Origin of the sequence: Streptomyces ferrugineus, assembly GCF_015160855.1 — a bacterium.
Taxonomy (GTDB): Bacteria; Actinomycetota; Actinomycetes; order Streptomycetales; family Streptomycetaceae; genus Streptomyces; species Streptomyces ferrugineus.
Map to the genome: position 1 here is coordinate 6,672,549 of NZ_CP063373.1, position 16,952 is coordinate 6,689,500.

At 72.8% G+C, this 16,952-nt stretch carries 18 protein-coding genes; 10 read left to right on the top strand and 8 right to left on the bottom strand.

Annotated elements, in window-relative coordinates; translation table 11 throughout:
* Window positions 1–8: 8 nt before the first annotated feature.
* The 4 genes from IM697_RS29975 to IM697_RS29990 all read right to left on the bottom strand — a co-directional run bounded on the left by IM697_RS29975 (window position 9) and on the right by IM697_RS29990 (window position 4,191).
* The gene (locus IM697_RS29975) at window positions 9–1,055 is read right to left on the bottom strand and encodes an MBL fold metallo-hydrolase (RefSeq protein ID WP_194039217.1); all 1,047 of its coding nucleotides are present in this window, start codon (window positions 1,053–1,055) and stop codon (window positions 9–11) included.
* Entirely contained in the window at window positions 1,052–2,299 is a 1,248-nt protein-coding gene (locus IM697_RS29980) for an aminotransferase class I/II-fold pyridoxal phosphate-dependent enzyme (RefSeq protein WP_194039218.1), read from the bottom strand. Before IM697_RS29980 ends, IM697_RS29975 begins: the two co-directional genes overlap by 4 nt.
* 136 nt (window positions 2,300–2,435) lie before the next feature.
* Entirely contained in the window at window positions 2,436–3,260 is an 825-nt protein-coding gene (locus IM697_RS29985) for a hypothetical protein (protein WP_194039219.1), read from the bottom strand.
* 139 nt (window positions 3,261–3,399) lie between these two features.
* Window positions 3,400–4,191, bottom strand: a complete 792-nt coding sequence (locus IM697_RS29990; protein ID WP_194039220.1) for an RNA polymerase sigma factor SigF — start codon at window positions 4,189–4,191, stop codon at window positions 3,400–3,402.
* Between the two features lie 245 nt (window positions 4,192–4,436).
* Between IM697_RS29990 and IM697_RS29995 the strand changes: the two genes are divergently transcribed.
* A complete protein-coding gene (locus tag IM697_RS29995) occupies window positions 4,437–6,239 on the top strand; it encodes a thiamine pyrophosphate-requiring protein (RefSeq protein WP_194039221.1) in 1,803 nt (600 codons plus the stop codon).
* A 16-nt stretch (window positions 6,240–6,255) separates the two neighbouring features.
* Here IM697_RS29995 and IM697_RS45595 read toward each other — a convergent pair whose 3' ends face one another.
* Window positions 6,256–6,384 (bottom strand): hypothetical protein, encoded by a 129-nt coding sequence (locus tag IM697_RS45595; protein ID WP_265582681.1) that lies wholly within the window; start codon window positions 6,382–6,384, stop codon window positions 6,256–6,258.
* A gap of 129 nt (window positions 6,385–6,513) precedes the next feature.
* Between IM697_RS45595 and IM697_RS30000 the strand changes: the two genes are divergently transcribed.
* Genes IM697_RS30000 through IM697_RS30015 form a run of 4 tightly spaced genes read left to right on the top strand, consistent with a single transcriptional unit; the run spans window position 6,514 to window position 10,040 of the window.
* Window positions 6,514–6,921 (top strand): DUF2795 domain-containing protein, encoded by a 408-nt coding sequence (locus IM697_RS30000; protein ID WP_194039222.1) that lies wholly within the window; start codon window positions 6,514–6,516, stop codon window positions 6,919–6,921.
* A 34-nt stretch (window positions 6,922–6,955) separates the two neighbouring features.
* Window positions 6,956–7,375 carry a CBS domain-containing protein gene (locus tag IM697_RS30005; protein WP_194039223.1) on the top strand — a complete coding sequence of 140 codons (420 nt, stop codon included), beginning with the start codon at window positions 6,956–6,958 and terminating at the stop codon, window positions 7,373–7,375.
* A 20-nt stretch (window positions 7,376–7,395) separates the two neighbouring features.
* Window positions 7,396–7,947, top strand: coding sequence for a type 1 glutamine amidotransferase domain-containing protein (locus tag IM697_RS30010; protein WP_194039224.1), 552 nt, complete (start codon window positions 7,396–7,398; stop codon window positions 7,945–7,947).
* Window positions 7,947–10,040, top strand: a complete 2,094-nt coding sequence (locus tag IM697_RS30015) for a catalase (RefSeq protein WP_194039225.1) — start codon at window positions 7,947–7,949, stop codon at window positions 10,038–10,040. The genes IM697_RS30010 and IM697_RS30015 overlap by 1 nt, the downstream gene beginning before the upstream one ends.
* 156 nt (window positions 10,041–10,196) lie before the next feature.
* On the opposite strand, the gene IM697_RS30020 is transcribed toward IM697_RS30015, so the two are convergent.
* Window positions 10,197–10,451, bottom strand: a complete 255-nt coding sequence (locus IM697_RS30020; protein WP_194039226.1) for a DUF6158 family protein — start codon at window positions 10,449–10,451, stop codon at window positions 10,197–10,199.
* Between the two features lie 89 nt (window positions 10,452–10,540).
* On the opposite strand from IM697_RS30020, the gene IM697_RS30025 reads away from it, so the two are divergent.
* Both IM697_RS30025 and IM697_RS45600 read left to right on the top strand, forming a co-directional pair.
* Window positions 10,541–11,647, top strand: coding sequence for a baeRF2 domain-containing protein (locus tag IM697_RS30025; protein ID WP_194039227.1), 1,107 nt, complete (start codon window positions 10,541–10,543; stop codon window positions 11,645–11,647).
* A complete protein-coding gene (locus IM697_RS45600) occupies window positions 11,644–11,769 on the top strand; it encodes a hypothetical protein (RefSeq protein ID WP_265582682.1) in 126 nt (41 codons plus the stop codon). Before IM697_RS30025 ends, IM697_RS45600 begins: the two co-directional genes overlap by 4 nt.
* A 158-nt stretch (window positions 11,770–11,927) precedes the next feature.
* Here the strand turns inward: IM697_RS45600 and IM697_RS30030 are convergent, their stop codons facing one another.
* The gene (locus IM697_RS30030) at window positions 11,928–13,547 is read right to left on the bottom strand and encodes an ABC-F family ATP-binding cassette domain-containing protein (RefSeq protein ID WP_194039228.1); all 1,620 of its coding nucleotides are present in this window, start codon (window positions 13,545–13,547) and stop codon (window positions 11,928–11,930) included.
* A 74-nt stretch (window positions 13,548–13,621) separates the two neighbouring features.
* The gene (locus IM697_RS30035; protein WP_194039229.1) at window positions 13,622–14,281 is read right to left on the bottom strand and encodes a histidine phosphatase family protein; all 660 of its coding nucleotides are present in this window, start codon (window positions 14,279–14,281) and stop codon (window positions 13,622–13,624) included.
* Window positions 14,282–14,353: 72 nt separating this feature from the next.
* On the opposite strand from IM697_RS30035, the gene IM697_RS30040 reads away from it, so the two are divergent.
* The 3 genes from IM697_RS30040 to IM697_RS30050 all read left to right on the top strand — a co-directional run bounded on the left by IM697_RS30040 (window position 14,354) and on the right by IM697_RS30050 (window position 16,951).
* On the top strand, window positions 14,354–15,850 hold the full coding sequence (locus tag IM697_RS30040; protein WP_194039230.1) for a bifunctional phosphatase PAP2/diacylglycerol kinase family protein: 1,497 nt from the start codon (window positions 14,354–14,356) through the stop codon (window positions 15,848–15,850).
* A gap of 67 nt (window positions 15,851–15,917) precedes the next feature.
* Window positions 15,918–16,739, top strand: coding sequence for a class I SAM-dependent methyltransferase (locus IM697_RS30045; RefSeq protein ID WP_194039231.1), 822 nt, complete (start codon window positions 15,918–15,920; stop codon window positions 16,737–16,739).
* A gap of 41 nt (window positions 16,740–16,780) precedes the next feature.
* Entirely contained in the window at window positions 16,781–16,951 is a 171-nt protein-coding gene (locus IM697_RS30050; protein WP_194039232.1) for a hydrophobic protein, read from the top strand.
* Window position 16,952 lies beyond the last annotated feature (1 nt).

Below are 16,952 nucleotides of genomic sequence, written 5' to 3' on the forward strand. Positions count from 1 at the left end.
TGGCTGCGCTACAGCACCTTTGAAGCGCCCACCGGCAGATCCCACAGGTCCTCCCGGTCCAGCCCCGCCTTCTCCCACGCCGCCCTCACACGCGTGAGCGGTTCCAGGACCGGTTCCGCCGACAGCACGAACGTGCCCCAGTGCATGGGGGCCATCCGCCTCGCCCCGAGGTCCCGAGCCGCCCGCACCGCCTCCTCCGGGTCGCAGTGGACGTCGCTGAGCCACCAGCGGGGGTCGTAGGCGCCGATGGGGAGCAGGGCGAGGTCGATGCCGGGGTAGCGGCCGCCGATGCGGGTGAACCAGTGGCCGTAGCCGGTGTCGCCCGCGAAGTACACGCGGCGGCCGTCGGGGGCGGTGAGGACCCAGCCGCCCCACAGGCTGCGGCAGGTGTCGACGAGGGTGCGCTTGGACCAGTGGTGGGCCGGCACGAAGTCGAAGCGGACGCCGGACAGTTCCGCCCCTTCCCACCAGTCCAGTTCGGTGACGTGGGTGAATCGGCGTCGGCGGAACCAGGAGGCGAGGCCGGCCGGCGCGAACACGGGGGTGTCGCGCGGGAGTCGGCGCAGGGTGGGGGCGTCCAGGTGGTCGTAGTGGTTGTGGCTGATGACGACGGCGTCGATGGGCGGCAGGCTGCTCCAGGCGATGCCGACGGGGGTGATGCGGGCCGGGGTGCCGAGGATGCGGCGGGACCAGACCGGGTCGGTCAGCACGGTCAGTCCGCCGATCTGGACGACCCAACTGGCGTGCCCCGCCCAGGAGACGGCGACCGTGCGCGCGTCCACGCGGGGCACCGGGCCGGGCGCGAAGGGCAGTCGGGGGATGTCGGCGAGGCCGTCGCGGCCGGGGCGTACGGCGCCCTCGCGGGCGAAGCGGGCGAGAGCCTTGATGCCGGGCAGCGGGGCGGTGAGGCGGTCGTGGAAGGTGCGCGGCCACACCCGGCGTTCGCCCAGCGGGCGGGGTGCGGCCGGCGGCGGGAACGGGGTGGTGGACGTACGTGTGGTGGTCGTACGTGGGGTGGCCGTACGCCCGGTGGGCGACTCGGACTGCTGCGTCATCGAGGAGACTCCCATCGCTGAGCGTCGTCGCGGAGATCGTCGAAGACCGTCTTCAGGTGGATCAACGCGCGGTGCACGTGCGGCAGTTCCAACGGCGCGGGTGAACCGACGCATTCCGCACGTTCCTCGTCGGTGCCCGCCAGCAGCGGTCCGGTGGACAGCCGCACGCGCAGCGCGCCGAGGTCGTCGCCGAAGCGGTGCCCGCCGGGCGCGGGCATGCCCAGCCGGGCGGCGAGGAAGTCCTCCAAGTCCTGTGCGTCGCCGACGCCCCGCGCGGACAGCCCGTCGCGCAGCGGGCCGAGGTCGATGTACAGGTGTCGCCCGGCCTGCGGGGGCCGTGCCAGCGCGCCGGCCCGTACGGCGGCGGCGTGCGCGGCGGCGGCCACGCGCGCGTGCAGGCGTACGGCGGCTTCGACCCGCGCGGTGACCGGCGCGGGTTCCCCCAGTGCGTACCGGGCCGCGAGGGCGACGGGGCCGGCGACGCGGGCGCCGAGCGCGGTGAGCACGTCGAGCACGCGCGCGTGGAGGCCGTTCCCGGCGTCGTGCGCGGGGAAGCGGGCGACCGCGGCCGGCCAGCCGGGCGGGAGGTGGGCGCCGGCCAGGTCGGTGACGACGGTGACCTGTTCGGGGAGCATCTCGGCGGGGCTGACCAGCACGGTGTCGTGCGGCGCGTGCACGGTGTCGCGCCAGGTCTCGTCGCTGACCAGGTGCAGTCCCTCGCCACTGGCGGCCTCCACGGTCTCGTGCAGCACCTCGGGCGGGGCCACGGTGGCGGAGGGGTCGTCGGCGACGGACAGCACCAGCAGCCGCGGGTCACCGCCCTCGTCGCGGACCCGGCGGACGGTCTCCAGAAGGGCGTACGGATCCGGGACGCCGCCGCACTCGGCCGGTGTGGCCACATGGAAGACGGGTCTGCCCAACAGGCGCGCGTACGGCGCCCACCAGGCCGCACAGGGCCGGGGCACCAGGACGTCGCCGCCGAGCGCGAAGGTCAGGGCGAGCAGCAGGGCGGGCGCGCCGGGCCCGGCCACCGCGTGCTCGGGCTCGGTCGGCAGTCCGCGCCGTCCCCAGTACCCGCACGCCGCCTCCAGCAGGGCGGTGCCGCCGCCGACGGGCTCGCTCTCGGCCCGGTCCGCGGCGGCGGAGAGCACGGCGGCCAGTTCGGGCAGCACCGGCAGCCCGTCGTCCGGGAGCGGCGGCCCGTAACGGACGGGGCCGTGGCCTTCGGGGTCCGTCCGGCGCATCCGTGCCTCCGCTGTGCCTGGTGCCGTGGTGCAGCGTCGCGTGTCCGCGCGGCTCTGCGTACCCATGGTGGCCCGACTCCATGGCCGCCCGCAGGGGTTGCGCCGATCACAGGGCGGGCCGGGGCGGCCGTACGGATCAGTCCTGCGCGCCGGGCGTCCTGCGGCGCAGCCGGTACACCGCGCCGCCGGCCGCGCCCGCGATCAGGAGACCGCCGGCGACCAGGGCGGGGACGGAGTCGGTGAAGGTGCCGCCCGCGCCGGCCCGCACTCCGTGCTCGGTGGCGCCGCTGCCGCAGTCCTCCGGGTGGGACTCGCCCGCGTTCCAGTGCGGCTCCGCCTTGTCGGTCCCGCTCGCGCCCCAGCCGGGCTCGGTCCCGTCGGATCCGGTCGCACCGTCCCAGCCGGGCTCGGTCGGCTCGGCATCGCCCGCGCCCCAGCCGGGATCGCTCTTGTCGGCCTCTGACCTGCCGGAGTGGGGCTCCGACTGGCCGGCTTCGGACCTGCCCGAGTGGGACTCCGACTTACCGGCTTCGGACCTGCCCGAGGGGGGTCCGGTGCAGGCGTGGTCGCCGCCACCGCTGCTGCCCAGGCCGCCGTCGCCCCCGCCGATGCCCCCCTGGCCGCCCTCCATGTCGCCCTTGCCGCCCTCATCGCTGCCCGTCCCCCCACCGGAGACGTCCGCACCGGCGCCGCCCTCACCGCCGCCGGTCTCCCCGTCCACCGTGAACGACGCGCTCCACACCTTGCCCTCCCCTCCGGCCGCTCCCGGGCAGGCGCCCTCGAAGGTCTCGGCAAGGGGAACGGTGGCGGTGCCGCCGTAGGCGGGCGCGGATCCGGCGGACGCGTCGCAGGAGACCGCGACGGTGACGGTGCCGCCCGGCGCGGCGGTGGCCGAGGCGGCAGGGCCCAGGGCGGCACCGGCCAGAGCGGCGACGGACAGGGCACGGGCGGTGCGGCACATGGGGTGGGCTCCTTCGGCCGACGGCTGCGGGGGAACGCGATCGTGCCCCCGCAGCCATGACAGCCCGCCCGGCGCCCGGCCGCGCGCGGCCGGACACCATTCGCGGGATGCAGGACGGCCGAGTGGGTGACGGCCTTTCTCAGGCCACGTCGCTCAGAACCTGCTCGCGCACCCGGTGACAACACCGGCTGATGAGCCGGGACACATGCATCTGCGAGATCCCCAGTTGCTCCGCGATCCTGCTCTGCGTCATGTCCCCGAAGAACCGCATGTACAGAATCGCCCGCTCCCGCTCGGGCAGCGCGGCGATCCGCGGCTTGACGGCCTCACGGTCCACGACCGTGTCCAGCGCGGGGTCGGCCGACCCCAGCGCGTCACTCAGCGAGTACCCGTCGTCGCTGCCGGGCAGCTCCGCGTCCAGCGACAGGGCGGTGAAACTCTCCAGCGCCTCGAGCCCGACGCGGACATCGGCCTCGCTCATGTCCGCGTGCTCGGCGATCTCGGCCGCGCTGGGCCTGCGGCCCGAGACGGTCTGCAGGTCCTGTACGGCGAACCGCACACGGTTGCGCAGGTCCTGCACCCGGCGCGGCACGTGCAGCGTCCACATGTGGTCGCGGAAGTGCCGCTTGATCTCGCCGGTGATGGTGGGCACGGCGTAGCTCTCGAAGGCGTTGCCGCGCTCGGGGTCGTACCGGTCGACGGCCTTGACCAGGCCGAGCGCCGCGACCTGTCGCAGGTCCTCGAAGCTCTCGCCACGGCTGCGGAACCGGCCGGCGAGCCGGTCGGCCATGGGCAGCCAGGCCTCGACGATCCGTTCGCGGACGGTGTCGCGCTGCTGCCCCTCGGGCAGCGAGGCGAGCCTGCGAAAGTCGTCGGCGGTGTCGGGGGCGTCGTCGTGCGGGTGGTGCTTCGCGCTCACTGAAGTGGGCATGTTGCGTAGCAACTCCCTTGGTTGTGCTCTGGCTTGGACGGTCACCGTGGGAGGGTGGGCGTATACCGGGACCGGACACACCCGTGGTGGGAAACCACCGATCCCACGGACGTGCCTCCTGTCCGAAGCACTGGTTGTCCGCCTGCCCTCACTCACAGTCCTCAAACACCGGCCAGGGTTTTCCGACCGCGCGCCGGGTCACTCGTAGCGGTGCCGCGCAGTCCCTCGGAACCAGGAGGTCCCGCATGAGCACCAAGGTCGCCGACCACGTCCTGCAGCGCCTGCGCGAGTGGGGTGTGGACCATGTCTTCGGCTATCCCGGCGACGGCATCAACGGCCTGCTCGCGGCCTGGGGCCGGGCCGAGAACGAGCCCCGTTTCATCCAGTCCCGGCACGAGGAGATGTCCGCGTTCCAGGCGGTCGGCTACGCCAAGTTCAGCGGCCGTCTCGGAGTGTGCGCCGCGACGTCCGGGCCCGGCGCGATCCACCTTCTGAACGGCCTGTACGACGCCAAGCTCGACCACGTCCCGGTGCTGGCGATCGTCGGCCAGACGCACCGCACCGCGATGGGCGGCTCGTACCAGCAGGAGGTGGATCTGCACACCCTGTTCAAGGACGTCGCCTCGGACTTCGTGGAGACGGTGACGGTCCCCGAGCAGTTGCCGAACGTCCTGGACCGGGCTGTCCGCACCGCGTACGCACGCCGCGCGCCCACGGCGATCATCATCCCGGGCGATGTCCAGGAGCTGGACTACTCCCCGCCCACGCACGAGTTCAAGATGGTGCCGTCCAGCCTGGACCGCAGTTCCTGGACGGCGGTCCCCTCGGACGACTCGGTCCGCAGGGCGGCGGAGATCCTCAACTCCGGCGACAAGGTGGCGATCCTGGTCGGCCAGGGCGCGTCCGGCGCCCGGGACGAGGTGGAGCGGATCGCCGAACTGCTGGGTGCCGGGGTGGCGAAGGCGCTGCTGGGCAAGGACGTCCTGAGCGATGAACTGCCGTATGTCACCGGCTCGATCGGCCTGCTGGGCACCCGTCCGTCGTATGAACTCATGCGGGACTGCGACACGTTGCTGACCATCGGGTCGTCCTTCCCGTACACCCAGTTCCTGCCGGAGTTCGGCAAGGCGCGGGGGGTGCAGATCGACATCGATCCGCACATGGTCGGGATGCGGTATCCGTACGAGGTGAATCTCGTCGGCGACGCCGGGGCGACGCTGCGGCGGCTGATCCCGCTGATCGAGTCGGAGGAGCGGGGCCGCGAGTGGTACGACACGGTGTGCGACAACGTGGTGCGCTGGGGCGAGGTGATGGAGCGGCGGGCGCATCTGTCGGCCGACCCGATCAACCCGGAGTACGTCGCCCGCGCCCTGGACCCGCTGCTGCCGGCCGACGCGATCGTCTCCTCGGACTCCGGCTCGGCGGCCAACTGGTACGCCCGCCATCTGACCATGCGGCCCGGCATGCGCGCATCGCTGTCCGGGACGCTGGCGACGATGGGCTGCGGTGTGCCGTACGCGATCGGCGCCAAGTTCGCCCACCCGGACCGTCCGGCGATCGCGCTGGTCGGGGACGGGGCGATGCAGATGAACGGGCTGGCGGAGCTGATCACGGCCGCGAAGTACAAGGACCTGTGGGACGACCCGCGCCTGGTCGTGGGCGTGTTCAACAACCACGACCTCAACCAGGTCACCTGGGAGATGCGCGCCATGGAGGGCGCCCCTTCCTTCCTGCCGTCCCAGGAGATCCCCGACGTCCAGTACGCCGCGTTCGCCCGCTCCCTGGGCCTGACCGGCATCCGCGTGGAGAAGCCCGAGGACGTCGAGTCCGGCTGGCGCGCGGGCCTGGAGGCGGACGGCCCCGCGGTCGTCGAGTTCCTCACCGACCCGGCCGTACCGCCGATCCCGCCGCACGCCACCTGGGAGCAGATGGAGGCGACGGCCGCATCGATCCTGAAGGGTGACGCGGACCGGGGGTCGATGGTCCGCCAGGGGTTCAAGGCCAAGATGCAGGAGTTCCTGCCGGGGCGGGAGAAGAGGCGGGACTGACGGCCGCCCTCCCCCGTCAGTGCCCCAGCGCCGCCCCTTCGGGCCGGTCCTCGTCCTTCTCCGGGAGCAGCAGTTCCTCGTAACGCCCCAGCGCGAGCACCACGCCGAGCATCAGGAGCGGGAGGAGCACAGCGAGCAGTGCCATGGCCTGGTCCTTCCCCAGAATGTGCGCGGGGGGTGAGGGCCGGGTCACCCGTCTTCAGAAGTGCAAACCCTGTGTCGGCTCCTTCTCATCGGGTACGCGGTGCGCACCCCCGAAGATCTGGAGGGAGTCATGCAGCGAGGCAGTGACCGGCTGAGCGTTCACCGCGACGACGAGATGAAGCACGAGCTCCAGGGACTGCTGCGGTCCGGGCACCCCACGCGGACCGAGGAGTGGCACGATCCGGAGCCGTCCGCCGAGGACGATCCGCAGGTCGCGGGCGGGCCCGTGGGGTGGCCGGGGCCGTCGGCGGCATCGTTGGAGACGGTCCGGCTGGAGCTGGCGCGGATCCTGGGCCGCAGCGCCTTCCCGGCGGGCCCCCGGGACCTGATCAGTGAGCTGCGCCGCGGGTATGCGCCCGACGCCCTTGTCGAGTCGTTGGAGCGGCTGCCGCGCGGGACGCGCTACGCCAATGTCCAGGAACTGGCCGAGGCCCTGACCGGGGAGGGCCGGCCGCGCTCCCGGCGGAGGAACGCCTAGCGGCGCGGCCCGGACCGTGCAGGAGGGGCCGGCGATGGCTGAGTTCGTGAGGGACGTCATGACGGCCGGCGTCGTCGCCGTACGCCCGGACGCCTCGCTCGTCGAGGCGGCGCAGCTCATGCGCGCGCAGGACATCGGCGATGTGGTCGTGGCCGACGGGCAGGACGTACTCGGTGTGCTCACCGACCGTGACATCACGGTGCGCGCGGTCGCCGACGGCGTCGATCCGCTGACGGTGAGCGCCCGGTCGGTGTGCACCCGGGACCCGGTGGTGATCGGCCCGGGCGAGCGGCTGTCGGTGGCGGTCTCGCTGATGCGCGAGCACGCCGTGCGGCGGCTGCCGGTGGTCGAGGACGGTCTGCCGGTCGGTGTCGTCAGCCTCGGGGACCTGGCCGAGGCCCGGGATCCCGGCTCGGCGCTGGCCGAGATCAGCCGCGCCGTTCCGGACGAATGACGGAAGGACGTAGGGACATCATGCGTATCGCTTTTCTGACCGCGCCCGAGGGCGTCGAGCAGGTCGAGCTCACCGATCCGTGGCGGGCGGTGGTGGACGCGGGGCACGAACCGGTGCTCGTGTCGACCAGGCCGGGCTCGATCCAGGCGTTCCACCATCTCGACAAGGCGGAGAAGTTCCCCGTGCAGGAGGTCGTGGGCGAGACGTCGGCCGGCTCCTTCGGCGGGCTGGTCCTGCCCGGCGGGGTCGCCAACCCGGACTATCTGCGCACGAACCGCAAGGCCGTCGCCTTCGTACGGGACTTCTTCGAGCAGGGCCTGCCCGTCGCGGCGATCTGCCATGCCGCATGGACGCTGGTGGAGGCCGACGTCGTACGCGGCCGGGTGCTGACCTCCTGGCCGAGCCTGCGGACCGATATCCGCAACGCGGGCGGCACCTGGGTCGACGAGCAGGTGCGGATCTGCGACCACGGTCCGAACAGGCTGGTCACCAGCCGTAAGCCGGACGATCTGAAGGCGTTCTGCGAGACGTTCCTCGACGTGTTCGCCAGGACGTCGAAGGAGGCTGTCTGATGGGAGACCGCAAGCAGGAGCAGCGGGAGTTCTTCCGGGCGGACGACCCGACGGGCGGGCCGCTCACCACCGACCAGGGTGTGGAGGTCGACCACACCGACGACTCGCTCGCCGGCGGCGAACGCGGGCCGACGCTGATGGAGGACTTCCACTTCCGGGAGAAGCTCACCCACTTCGACCACGAGCGGATCCCCGAGCGGGTGGTGCACGCGCGGGGCGCGGGGGCGTACGGCTATTTCGAACCGTACGAGTCCTGCGCGGAGTTCACCCGTGCGGCCTTCCTCCAGGATCCGTCGGTGCGGACCCCGGTGTTCGTGCGGTTCTCCACGGTGCAGGGTCCGAAGGGATCGGCGGACACGGTGCGGGACGTGCGCGGGTTCGCGACCAAGTTCTACACCTCGGAGGGGAACTACGACCTGGTCGGGAACAACTTCCCGGTCTTCTTCATCCAGGACGGCATCAAGTTCCCCGACTTCGTGCACGCGGTGAAGCCGGAGCCGCACAACGACATCCCGACCGGCGCCTCCGCCCACGACTCCCTGTGGGACTTCGTGTCGCTGCAGCCGGAGACGCTGCACGCGATCATGTGGCTGATGTCGGACCGGGCGATCCCGCGCAGCTACCGCATGATGCAGGGCTTCGGTGTGCACACCTTCCGGTTCGTGAACGCCGAGGGGCGCGGCACGTTCGTGAAGTTCCACTGGAAGCCGCGCCTCGGCGTGCACTCGCTGGTGTGGGACGAGGCGCAGGAGTGCCAGGGCCGTGACCCGGACTTCAACCGGCGTGACCTGTGGGACGCGATCGAGGCCGGCGAGTACCCGGAGTGGGAGTTGGGTGTCCAGCTCGTGCCGGAGGAGGACGAGTTCGCCTTCGACTTCGATCTGCTCGACGCCACGAAGATCATTCCGGAGGAGCAGGTGCCGGTGCGGCCGATCGGCCGGATGGTGCTGGACCGCAACCCGGAGAACTTCTTCGCCGAGACCGAGCAGGTGGCCTTCCACACGGCCAACGTGGTCCCGGGCATCGACTTCACCAACGATCCACTGCTCCAGGCCCGCAACTTCTCCTATCTGGACACCCAGTTGATCCGCCTCGGCGGCCCCAACTTCGCTCAGCTGCCGGTGAACCGGCCGGTGGCGGAGGTCCGCACGAACCAGCGCGACGGCTACCACCAGGGCGCGATCCACCGGGGCACGAACTACTTCCCGAACTCCCTCGGCGGCGGCTGTCCGGCGCACGCCGGCGTCGACGGCAGTGCCTACACGCACTACGCCGAGCGGGTCGACGGCGCCAAGATCCGGCGGCGCAGCCCGAGTTTCCAGGACCACTACAGCCAGCCCGCGATGTTCTGGAACAGCATGGCGGACTGGGAGAAGGAGCACATCGTCGCGGCGTTCCGGTTCGAGCTCGGCAAGGTCGGCTCGATGACGGTGCGGGCCCGTACCGTCGAGCATCTCGCCAAGGTGAACGGCGACCTGGCGACCCGGGTCGCGCGCGGCGTCGGGGTGCCCGAGCCGTCCGCCGCGGAGGCGGCCGACAAGCTGTCCTCCCCCGCGCTGAGCCTGGAGGCGCTGCCCGGTGACGGCTCGGTCCGCACCCGGCAGATCGCGGTTCTCGTCGCCGACGGCGTCGACACCACGCAGATCACGTCGGTGCGTGAGGCGCTCGCGGCCGAGGGCGCGGTCGTCGAGGCGCTGGCTCCGGCGGACGGCGCGGTGACCGGTGCCGACGGTGAGCGGTTCGCGGTGGACCGGGCGCTGCCGACCGTCGCCTCCGTGCTGTACGACGCGGTGCTGCTGCCGGGCGGACCGGTGGGCACCCCGTCCACGGCCGCGGACCCGGACGCGATGCGCTTCCTGCGGAACGCCTACCGGCACGGCAAGCCGGTGGGCGCGCTCGGCTCCGGCGTGGGTGTCCTGTCGTCCCTGGAGCCGGCGGGCGTACGGCTGTCCGCCGAGTTCCACCACCCGGTGAGCGACCACGGCGTGGTGTCGGACACCTCACCGGGCCCGGCGAGCGAGGAGTTCCTGCGCGCCTTCACCGCGGCCCTCTCGGCCCACCGCCACTGGGACCGCCCACCGGTGCGCCACTGAAGCCCTCCGGGATGCCGGCGCTCGCGAAGACCGCCGGCATCCCGGAGCGCGGCGGCAAGGTCCCCACCGACGAGAAGGTGGCCGTCTCGCAGTCGGCGGCCGGCGACTTCAAGGCCTTCTCGACGATCTGCACGCAGGTGGCCCGGCCCTCGGGCGTCACCCCGGCGGCGCGGTGGACGCCGGCGTGCCGCAGCCGCGGTCGCGGGCGCCGTCGCGGGTCCGGCCCGAGGCGACGGTGCGGCGTGGGTTGCGGCGCAGGTACTCGCCCTCCAGCTGCGCCATCCGTTCGTTGTGGGCGCGCAGCGCGTCGTTCGAGCCGTACAGCAGCGTGTCGTGGCGCGTCCGGTGGATGGTCTCCAGCTCCTTCATGAGCTGTTGGTCGTCCAGCCGGCCAGGGTCGACTCCGGTCATGGTGGTGCCCCGCTCGTCGTGTTCAATCTTGCGGTCCGGGTACCCGCCCGTCGAGCAGACAGCCCCCGAGCGGTGTACGGGAGTGAGCCATGGATCTCGCCTTTCTGCATCCACTGTACGAACACCTGGGGCCCTGGGCCTCCGTGTACGTCGACACCTCCCGCCACACGGCGGACACGCCGCACGAGCGGCACCTGACGGCCCGGGCCCTGTCCCAGGAGCTGGCCGGGCAGGGCTGCGACGACGCGACCTGCCGGGCCGTGCAAGGCGCGCTGGAGGAACTGGAGCACTCGTCCGAGCCGCACGGCCGCGCGATCTTCGCCCGTGCGGGTGAGGTGGTCCTGGACCCGCCGCTGGCCCGCGCCCCGGTGCGCGACAGCGCCCACTGGGCCCCGCTGCCGCACACCGCGCCGCTGCTGGAGCTGGCCGGCGAGGACCCGGTCTGCGTGGTGGCCTACGTCGACCGCAAGGGCGCCGCCTTCGAGCTGCGCACCGCGCTGGGCCGGCAGGACGTCGGCGAGGTCTCCGGCCGGCAGCATCCGGTGCACCGTACGAGCACGGCCGACTGGTCCGAGCGGCACTTCCAGCTCAAGGTGGAGAACACCTGGGAGCACAACGCCGCCGAGATCGCCGACGCGCTCGCCGTCTGCCAGGAGGAGACCCGCGCCGACCTGCTGGTTCTCGTCGGTGACGACCGGGAGCGGCGCACCGTGCGCGAACGGCTGCCGCAGCGCCTGGACGACCTGGTGGTCGAGGCCCCGCACGGCACCGGCAGCAGGCTGCTGGACGAGGACGTGGCACAGGCCCGGGCCGAGCATGTGCGGCAGCGGGCGACGCGGGAGCTGGAGCGGTTCCTGGCGGCCCGCGAGCCGGGTCCCGAGGGGCGCGCCGGAGCGGTGGAGGGCGTGCCCGCGCTGGTCGAGGCCGCCCGTGAGCACCGTATCGACGAGCTGCTGATCCGCCCGGACGGCCCCGACGCCCACCGCGAGGTGTGGATCGGCGAGGACCCGGACCAGCTGGCGGTGCGCCGCACGGACCTCAGGATCCTCGGCGAACAGCACTCCTGGCCGGCCCGCGCCGACGACGCCCTGATCCGCTCGGCGGTCGCAACCGGCGCGTCGGCCGTGTCGGTCACCCCGGCGCACCCGACCCGGGACCCGGCAGGCGGGCTGGGCGCCCTGCTGCGCTGGACATGAACCGCACCCGCCGCTCCACCAGCCCCGGCAGCCACCACCGGCACAGCAACCACGCCGGTCACCCCAGCAGCCCCGACCCGGAACCCAGCAGACGGGCCGGGGCCCCACTGCGCTGGACCTGAACCCCAGCCCACGCGCCCACCGCACCCGCTCCACCCACACCACCCCGGCAGCCACCACCGGCACAGCAACCACGCCGGTCACCCCAGCAGCCCCGACCCGGAACCCGGCAGGCGGGCCGGGGGCACTGCTGCGCTGGGCCTGAGCTGCGGCCGCGTGGCTAGCGCGCCCGCTCCACCCGTCGCTCGTCCCACACCGGCTCGGCCGTCTCCCGTACCCGTCCGTCGCCGCCGAAGACCAGATAGCGGTCGAAGGCGCGGGCGAACCAGCGGTCGTGGGTGACGGCCAGCACCGTCCCCTCGAAGGACTCCAGCCCCTCCTGGAGGGCCTCGGCGGACTCCAGGTCGAGGTTGTCGGTCGGCTCGTCGAGCAGCAGGGCCGTGGCACCCTCCAGCTCGAGGAGCAGGATCTGGAAGCGGGCCTGCTGTCCGCCGGAGAGCCGGTCGAAGGTCTGCTCGGCCTGCTGGGTGAGTTCGTAGCGGCGCAGCCGGGACATCGCGGCGCCCCGGTCCTGGGCGTGCTCCTTCCACAGGATGTCCAGAAGGGTCCGCCCGATCAGCTCGGGGTGCGCGTGCGTCTGCGCGAAGTGGCCGGGCACCACCCGTGCCCCCAGCTTCCACGCCCCCGAGTGCGCCACGTCGTCGCCCGCGAGCAGGCGCAGGAAGTGCGACTTGCCGGAGCCGTTGGAGCCGAGGACGGCGACGCGTTCGCCGTAGAAGACCTCCAGCGAGAACGGCTTCATCAGGCCCGTGAGCTCCAGCCCCTCGCAGGTGACGGCCCGCAGCCCGGTACGGCCGCCCTTGAGCCGCATCCTGATGTCCTGCTCGCGCGGCGGCTCCGGCGGCGGTCCGGCCTCCTCGAACTTGCGCAGCCGGGTCTGCGCGGCGCGGTAGCGGGAGGCCATGTCGGGGCTGTTCTCAGCGGCTTGACGCAGTGTCAGCACCAGCTTCTTGAGCTGGGCGTGCTTCTCGTCCCAGCGTCTGCGCAGCTCCTCGAAGCGGGCGAAACGGGCGCGCCGGGCCTCGTGGTACGTGGCGAAGCCGCCGCCGTGCACCCAGGCGTCGGCGCCCGCCGGCGAGGGCTCCACCGACACGATCTTCTCGGCGGCGCGGGCGAGGAGTTCGCGGTCGTGGGAGACGAAGAGGACCGTCTTGCGGGTCTCCTTGAGCCGTTCCTCCAGCCAGCGCTTGCCGGGCACGTCGAGGTAGTTGTCCGGCTCGTCGAGCAGCAGCACCTCGTCCGTGCCGCGCAGCAGCGCCTCCAGCACCAGCCGCTTCTGCTCACCGCCCGACAGGGTGCGCACCTGCCGCCACTGCGCCTTCTCGTACGGCACGCCGAGCGCGGCCGTGGTGCACACGTCCCACAGCGTCTCGGCCTCGTAGCCCCGCGCCTCGGCCCAGTCGGCGAGCGCCTGCGCGTACTTGAGCTGGGCGGCTTCGTCGTCGACGGCCATGATGGCGTGCTCGGCGACGTCCACGGCCTTCGCGGCCTCGCGGATCCGGGGCGGCGCGACCGACACGAGCAGGTCGCGTACGGTCGTCTCGTCCCGTACGGACCCCACGAACTGCCGCATCACCCCCAGGCCGCCGCTGACGGTGACCGTGCCGCCGTGCGGCTTCAGCTCACCGGAGATCAGCCGCAGCAGCGTCGTCTTACCGGCCCCGTTGGGCCCGACCAGCGCCACGGCGGCGCCTTCGCCCACCCGGAAGGAGACGTCGCCGAGCAACGCCCTCCCGTCGGGGAGGTAGTACTCGAGGTGCGCGGCTTCCAGATGTCCCATGGGCGGATTGTGCGGGGGACGGGAGAGCCCGGGCAAACCCTTATTTCAGAACGCCGGGCCACGAGACGCGGCCCCTACGGCGCATCCCCGTCCACAACCTGCCCCGCCGGCCCGCTCTCCCCCGCTGGAGCCACCACCGCCCCCGCCCACGACAGCACCTTCCACCCCTCCCCAGGCGCCCCTTCAAGGACCACCACCCCGGTGTTGGCCAGGGGATGGGCCGCGGCGAACGCGACATCCACGTTGTCCGCCCGAGCCGCCGTCCACATCCGAATCGCGGCACCATGACTGACGAGAGCGACAGTCCCGGCCCCACCGCCGGCGGCCTCCGCCACCACGGCGTCATAACGCCCCAGCGCCTCGACGCCGCTCTCGCCGCCCGGCATCCGCAGGCCCGTGTCTCCCGCCGCCCAGGCGAACACCGTCTTCATGTAGGCGTGCCCGGCCTCGGTGTCACCGGGCAGCATCTCCAGGTCGCCCGCGGACACCTCACGGATGCCGTCGCGGACGATCACGTCGAGGCCGAGGGTCGCGGCCAGCGGCGCGGCGGTGAGCTGGGTGCGGATCAGCGTGGACGCGTAGATCGCCCCGATGTCCTCGCCAACCAGCGCCGCGGGCAGGGCGGCGGCCTGCTGCGAGCCCAGTTCGGTCAGGCCGGGGCCGGGAACGGCCGTGTCCAGCAGGTAGTCCACATTGGTCGGGGTCTGACCGTGACGGACGAGGAGCAGGCGCATGTACGGGTTCCTCCGTGTGTCGGTCACCGCCGGACGGACAGCAATCGGCCACTTCAGGGTACCCAGCCCTGTATGAGCCCAGACGTCGACCTCACCGTCCCCAAGCCCGGCCGGCATGCCCTGCGCGACCGGCTCCTCTCACTCGACTCCCGGTTGTTCGAGTTCGCCGCCGAGCGGCACTGGCCGTACGCCGAGCCGATCCTGCCGAGGCTGAGCCGGAGCGCGAACCACGGGGTGCTGTGGTTCGCGGCGGCCGCCGCGATCGCCGCCAGCCGCACGCCCCGGGCCCGCCGGGCGGCGGTGCGCGGGGTCGCCTCGTTGAGCCTGGCCTCACTGACCATCAACACCCTCGGCAAGCGGTCGGTGCGCCGTCCCCGTCCGCTGCTGGATCCGGTGCCGATGGTCCGGCAGCTGAAGCGGCAGCCGATCACCACGTCCTTCCCGTCCGGGCACGCCGCGTCGGCGGCCGCGTTCGCCACCGGGGTGGCCCTGGAGTCGCCCGCCTGGGGCGTGGTGGTGGCCCCGGTCGCCTGGTCGGTCGCGCTGTCCCGCGTGTACACGGGCGTGCACTTCCCGAGCGATGTGCTGGCGGGCGCGGCACTGGGCGCGGGAGCCGCGTTCGCCGTACGGGGCATGGTGCCGACGCGCCACCGGGTGGTTCCGCCGGCCCGGCCCCGTACGGACGTTCCGGCGCTGCCGGACGGGGACGGCCTGATCGTGGTGGCCAACAAGGGCTCGGGCAGTGCCGAGCGGGTGCACGCCCTGCTGGATCTGCTGCCGCGCGCGGAGCTCGTCGAGTGCGAACCCGCGGGCGTCCGCGCCGAGTTGCGCGAGGCGGCGGCCCGCGCCCGGGTGCTCGGGGTGTGCGGCGGCGACGGCACGGTGAACGCGGCCGCCGAGGCCGCGCTGCGGCACGGCCTGCCGCTGGCGGTGCTGCCCGGCGGCACGATGAACCACTTCGCCTACGACCTGGGCGTGGAGGACGAACACGATCTGGGCCGGGCCGTCCAGCGCGGCGAGGCGGTGCGCGTGGACGTCGGCCGGTTCAGGTGCGACGGCCGGCAGGGACTGTTCCTCAACACCTGCAGCCTGGGCGTGTATCCGGAGCTGGTGCGTGAGCGCGACCGCTTCGCGCACCGGATCGGCTCCTGGCCGGCCGGGGTGCTGGCGGCCCTGCGCGTCCTGCGCAGGGAACGGCACCCGCTGCACGCCGAGGTCGGCGGCCGCGCCCACCCGTTGTGGCTGCTGTTCGCCGGGAACGGCACCTATCACCGGCTGGGCCTCACCCCCGCCCGCCGGCTCGATCTCGCGGACGGCGTGCTCGACGTACGGGTGGTGCACGGCGGCCGACGTCCGGCGCTGCGCCTGCTCGCGGCCGCCGTCGCGGGCCCGCTGACCCGCTCCCCGGCCCACGCGGCGGTCCAGGTCGGCCGACTGCACCTGTCGGGCGTCACCCCGGGGGCACTGCTCGCCTACGACGGTGAGATCACCGAGGTCGGGGGCGAGGTGACCTTGGAGAAGCTGCCGGAGGCCCTGACGGTCTACCGTCCGCTGCAGACCGGCTTCTGATCACTCGTCAGTCCACATAACAGAACACAGGTCTCAGCATTCGACATGCGGGCGTATGGTGTCGAGCATGTCGAAGACACAGGAGACCGCCGTCTACACCCACGGGCACCACGAGTCCGTGCTGCGTTCGCACACCTGGCGCACCGCCGCCAACTCGGCGGCCTACCTGCTCGGCTCGCTGAAGCCGCGCATGAGGATCCTGGACGTCGGCTGCGGCCCCGGCACGATCACCGCCGACCTGGCGGCCCTGGTCCCCGATGGCCAGGTCACGGGCGTCGACCGGGCGCCCGGCATCCTGGAGCAGGCCCGGGCCACCGCCGCCGGGCGGGGTCTGACCAACGTGGACTTCGCGGTCGCCGACGTGCACGCGCTGGACTTCCCCGACGACACGTTCTGTGTGGTCCACGCCCACCAGGTGCTGCAGCACGTGGGCGACCCGGTGGCCGCGCTGCGCGAGATGAGGCGGGTCACCGGGCCGGGCGGTCTCATCGCGGTCCGCGACTCGGACTACGCCGCCATGACCTGGTATCCGGCGTCCGCGGGCCTGGACGACTGGCTGGACCTGTACCGCCGGGTCGCCCGCGCCAACGGCGGCGAGCCGGACGCCGGGCGCCGGCTGAAGTCCTGGGCGCTGCGCGCGGGGCTCACCGACGTCACGGCCACATCGAGCACCTGGACCTTCTCGACGCCCGAGGAGCGGGCCTGGTGGAGCGGGCTGTGGGCGGACCGGACGCTGGCCTCGGCGTATGCCGAACGGGCCACGGAGGGCGGACACGCCACGGCCGAGCGGCTGCGGGCCGTGTCGGAGGCATGGCGGGAGTGGGGGCGGCGGGACGACGGCTGGTTCAGTGTCCTGCACGGAGAGATTCTGTGCCGTAAGGAAGCCTGAATCGCGAATTTCTGGAAACTCGGCGAGCAGGAGGTCGGACTATGGTTCCTATTCTGCTCGTACTGCTGCTTGCTGTGATTCTCTTCGGTGCCGGATTCGCACTGGAGGTCCTGTGGTGGATCGCGCTCGTAGTGCTGGTCGTGTGGCTCCTGGGATTCCTGATGCGCGGCACGACCGCGGCGGGAGGCAGGGGTCGCTGGTATCGGTGGTGAG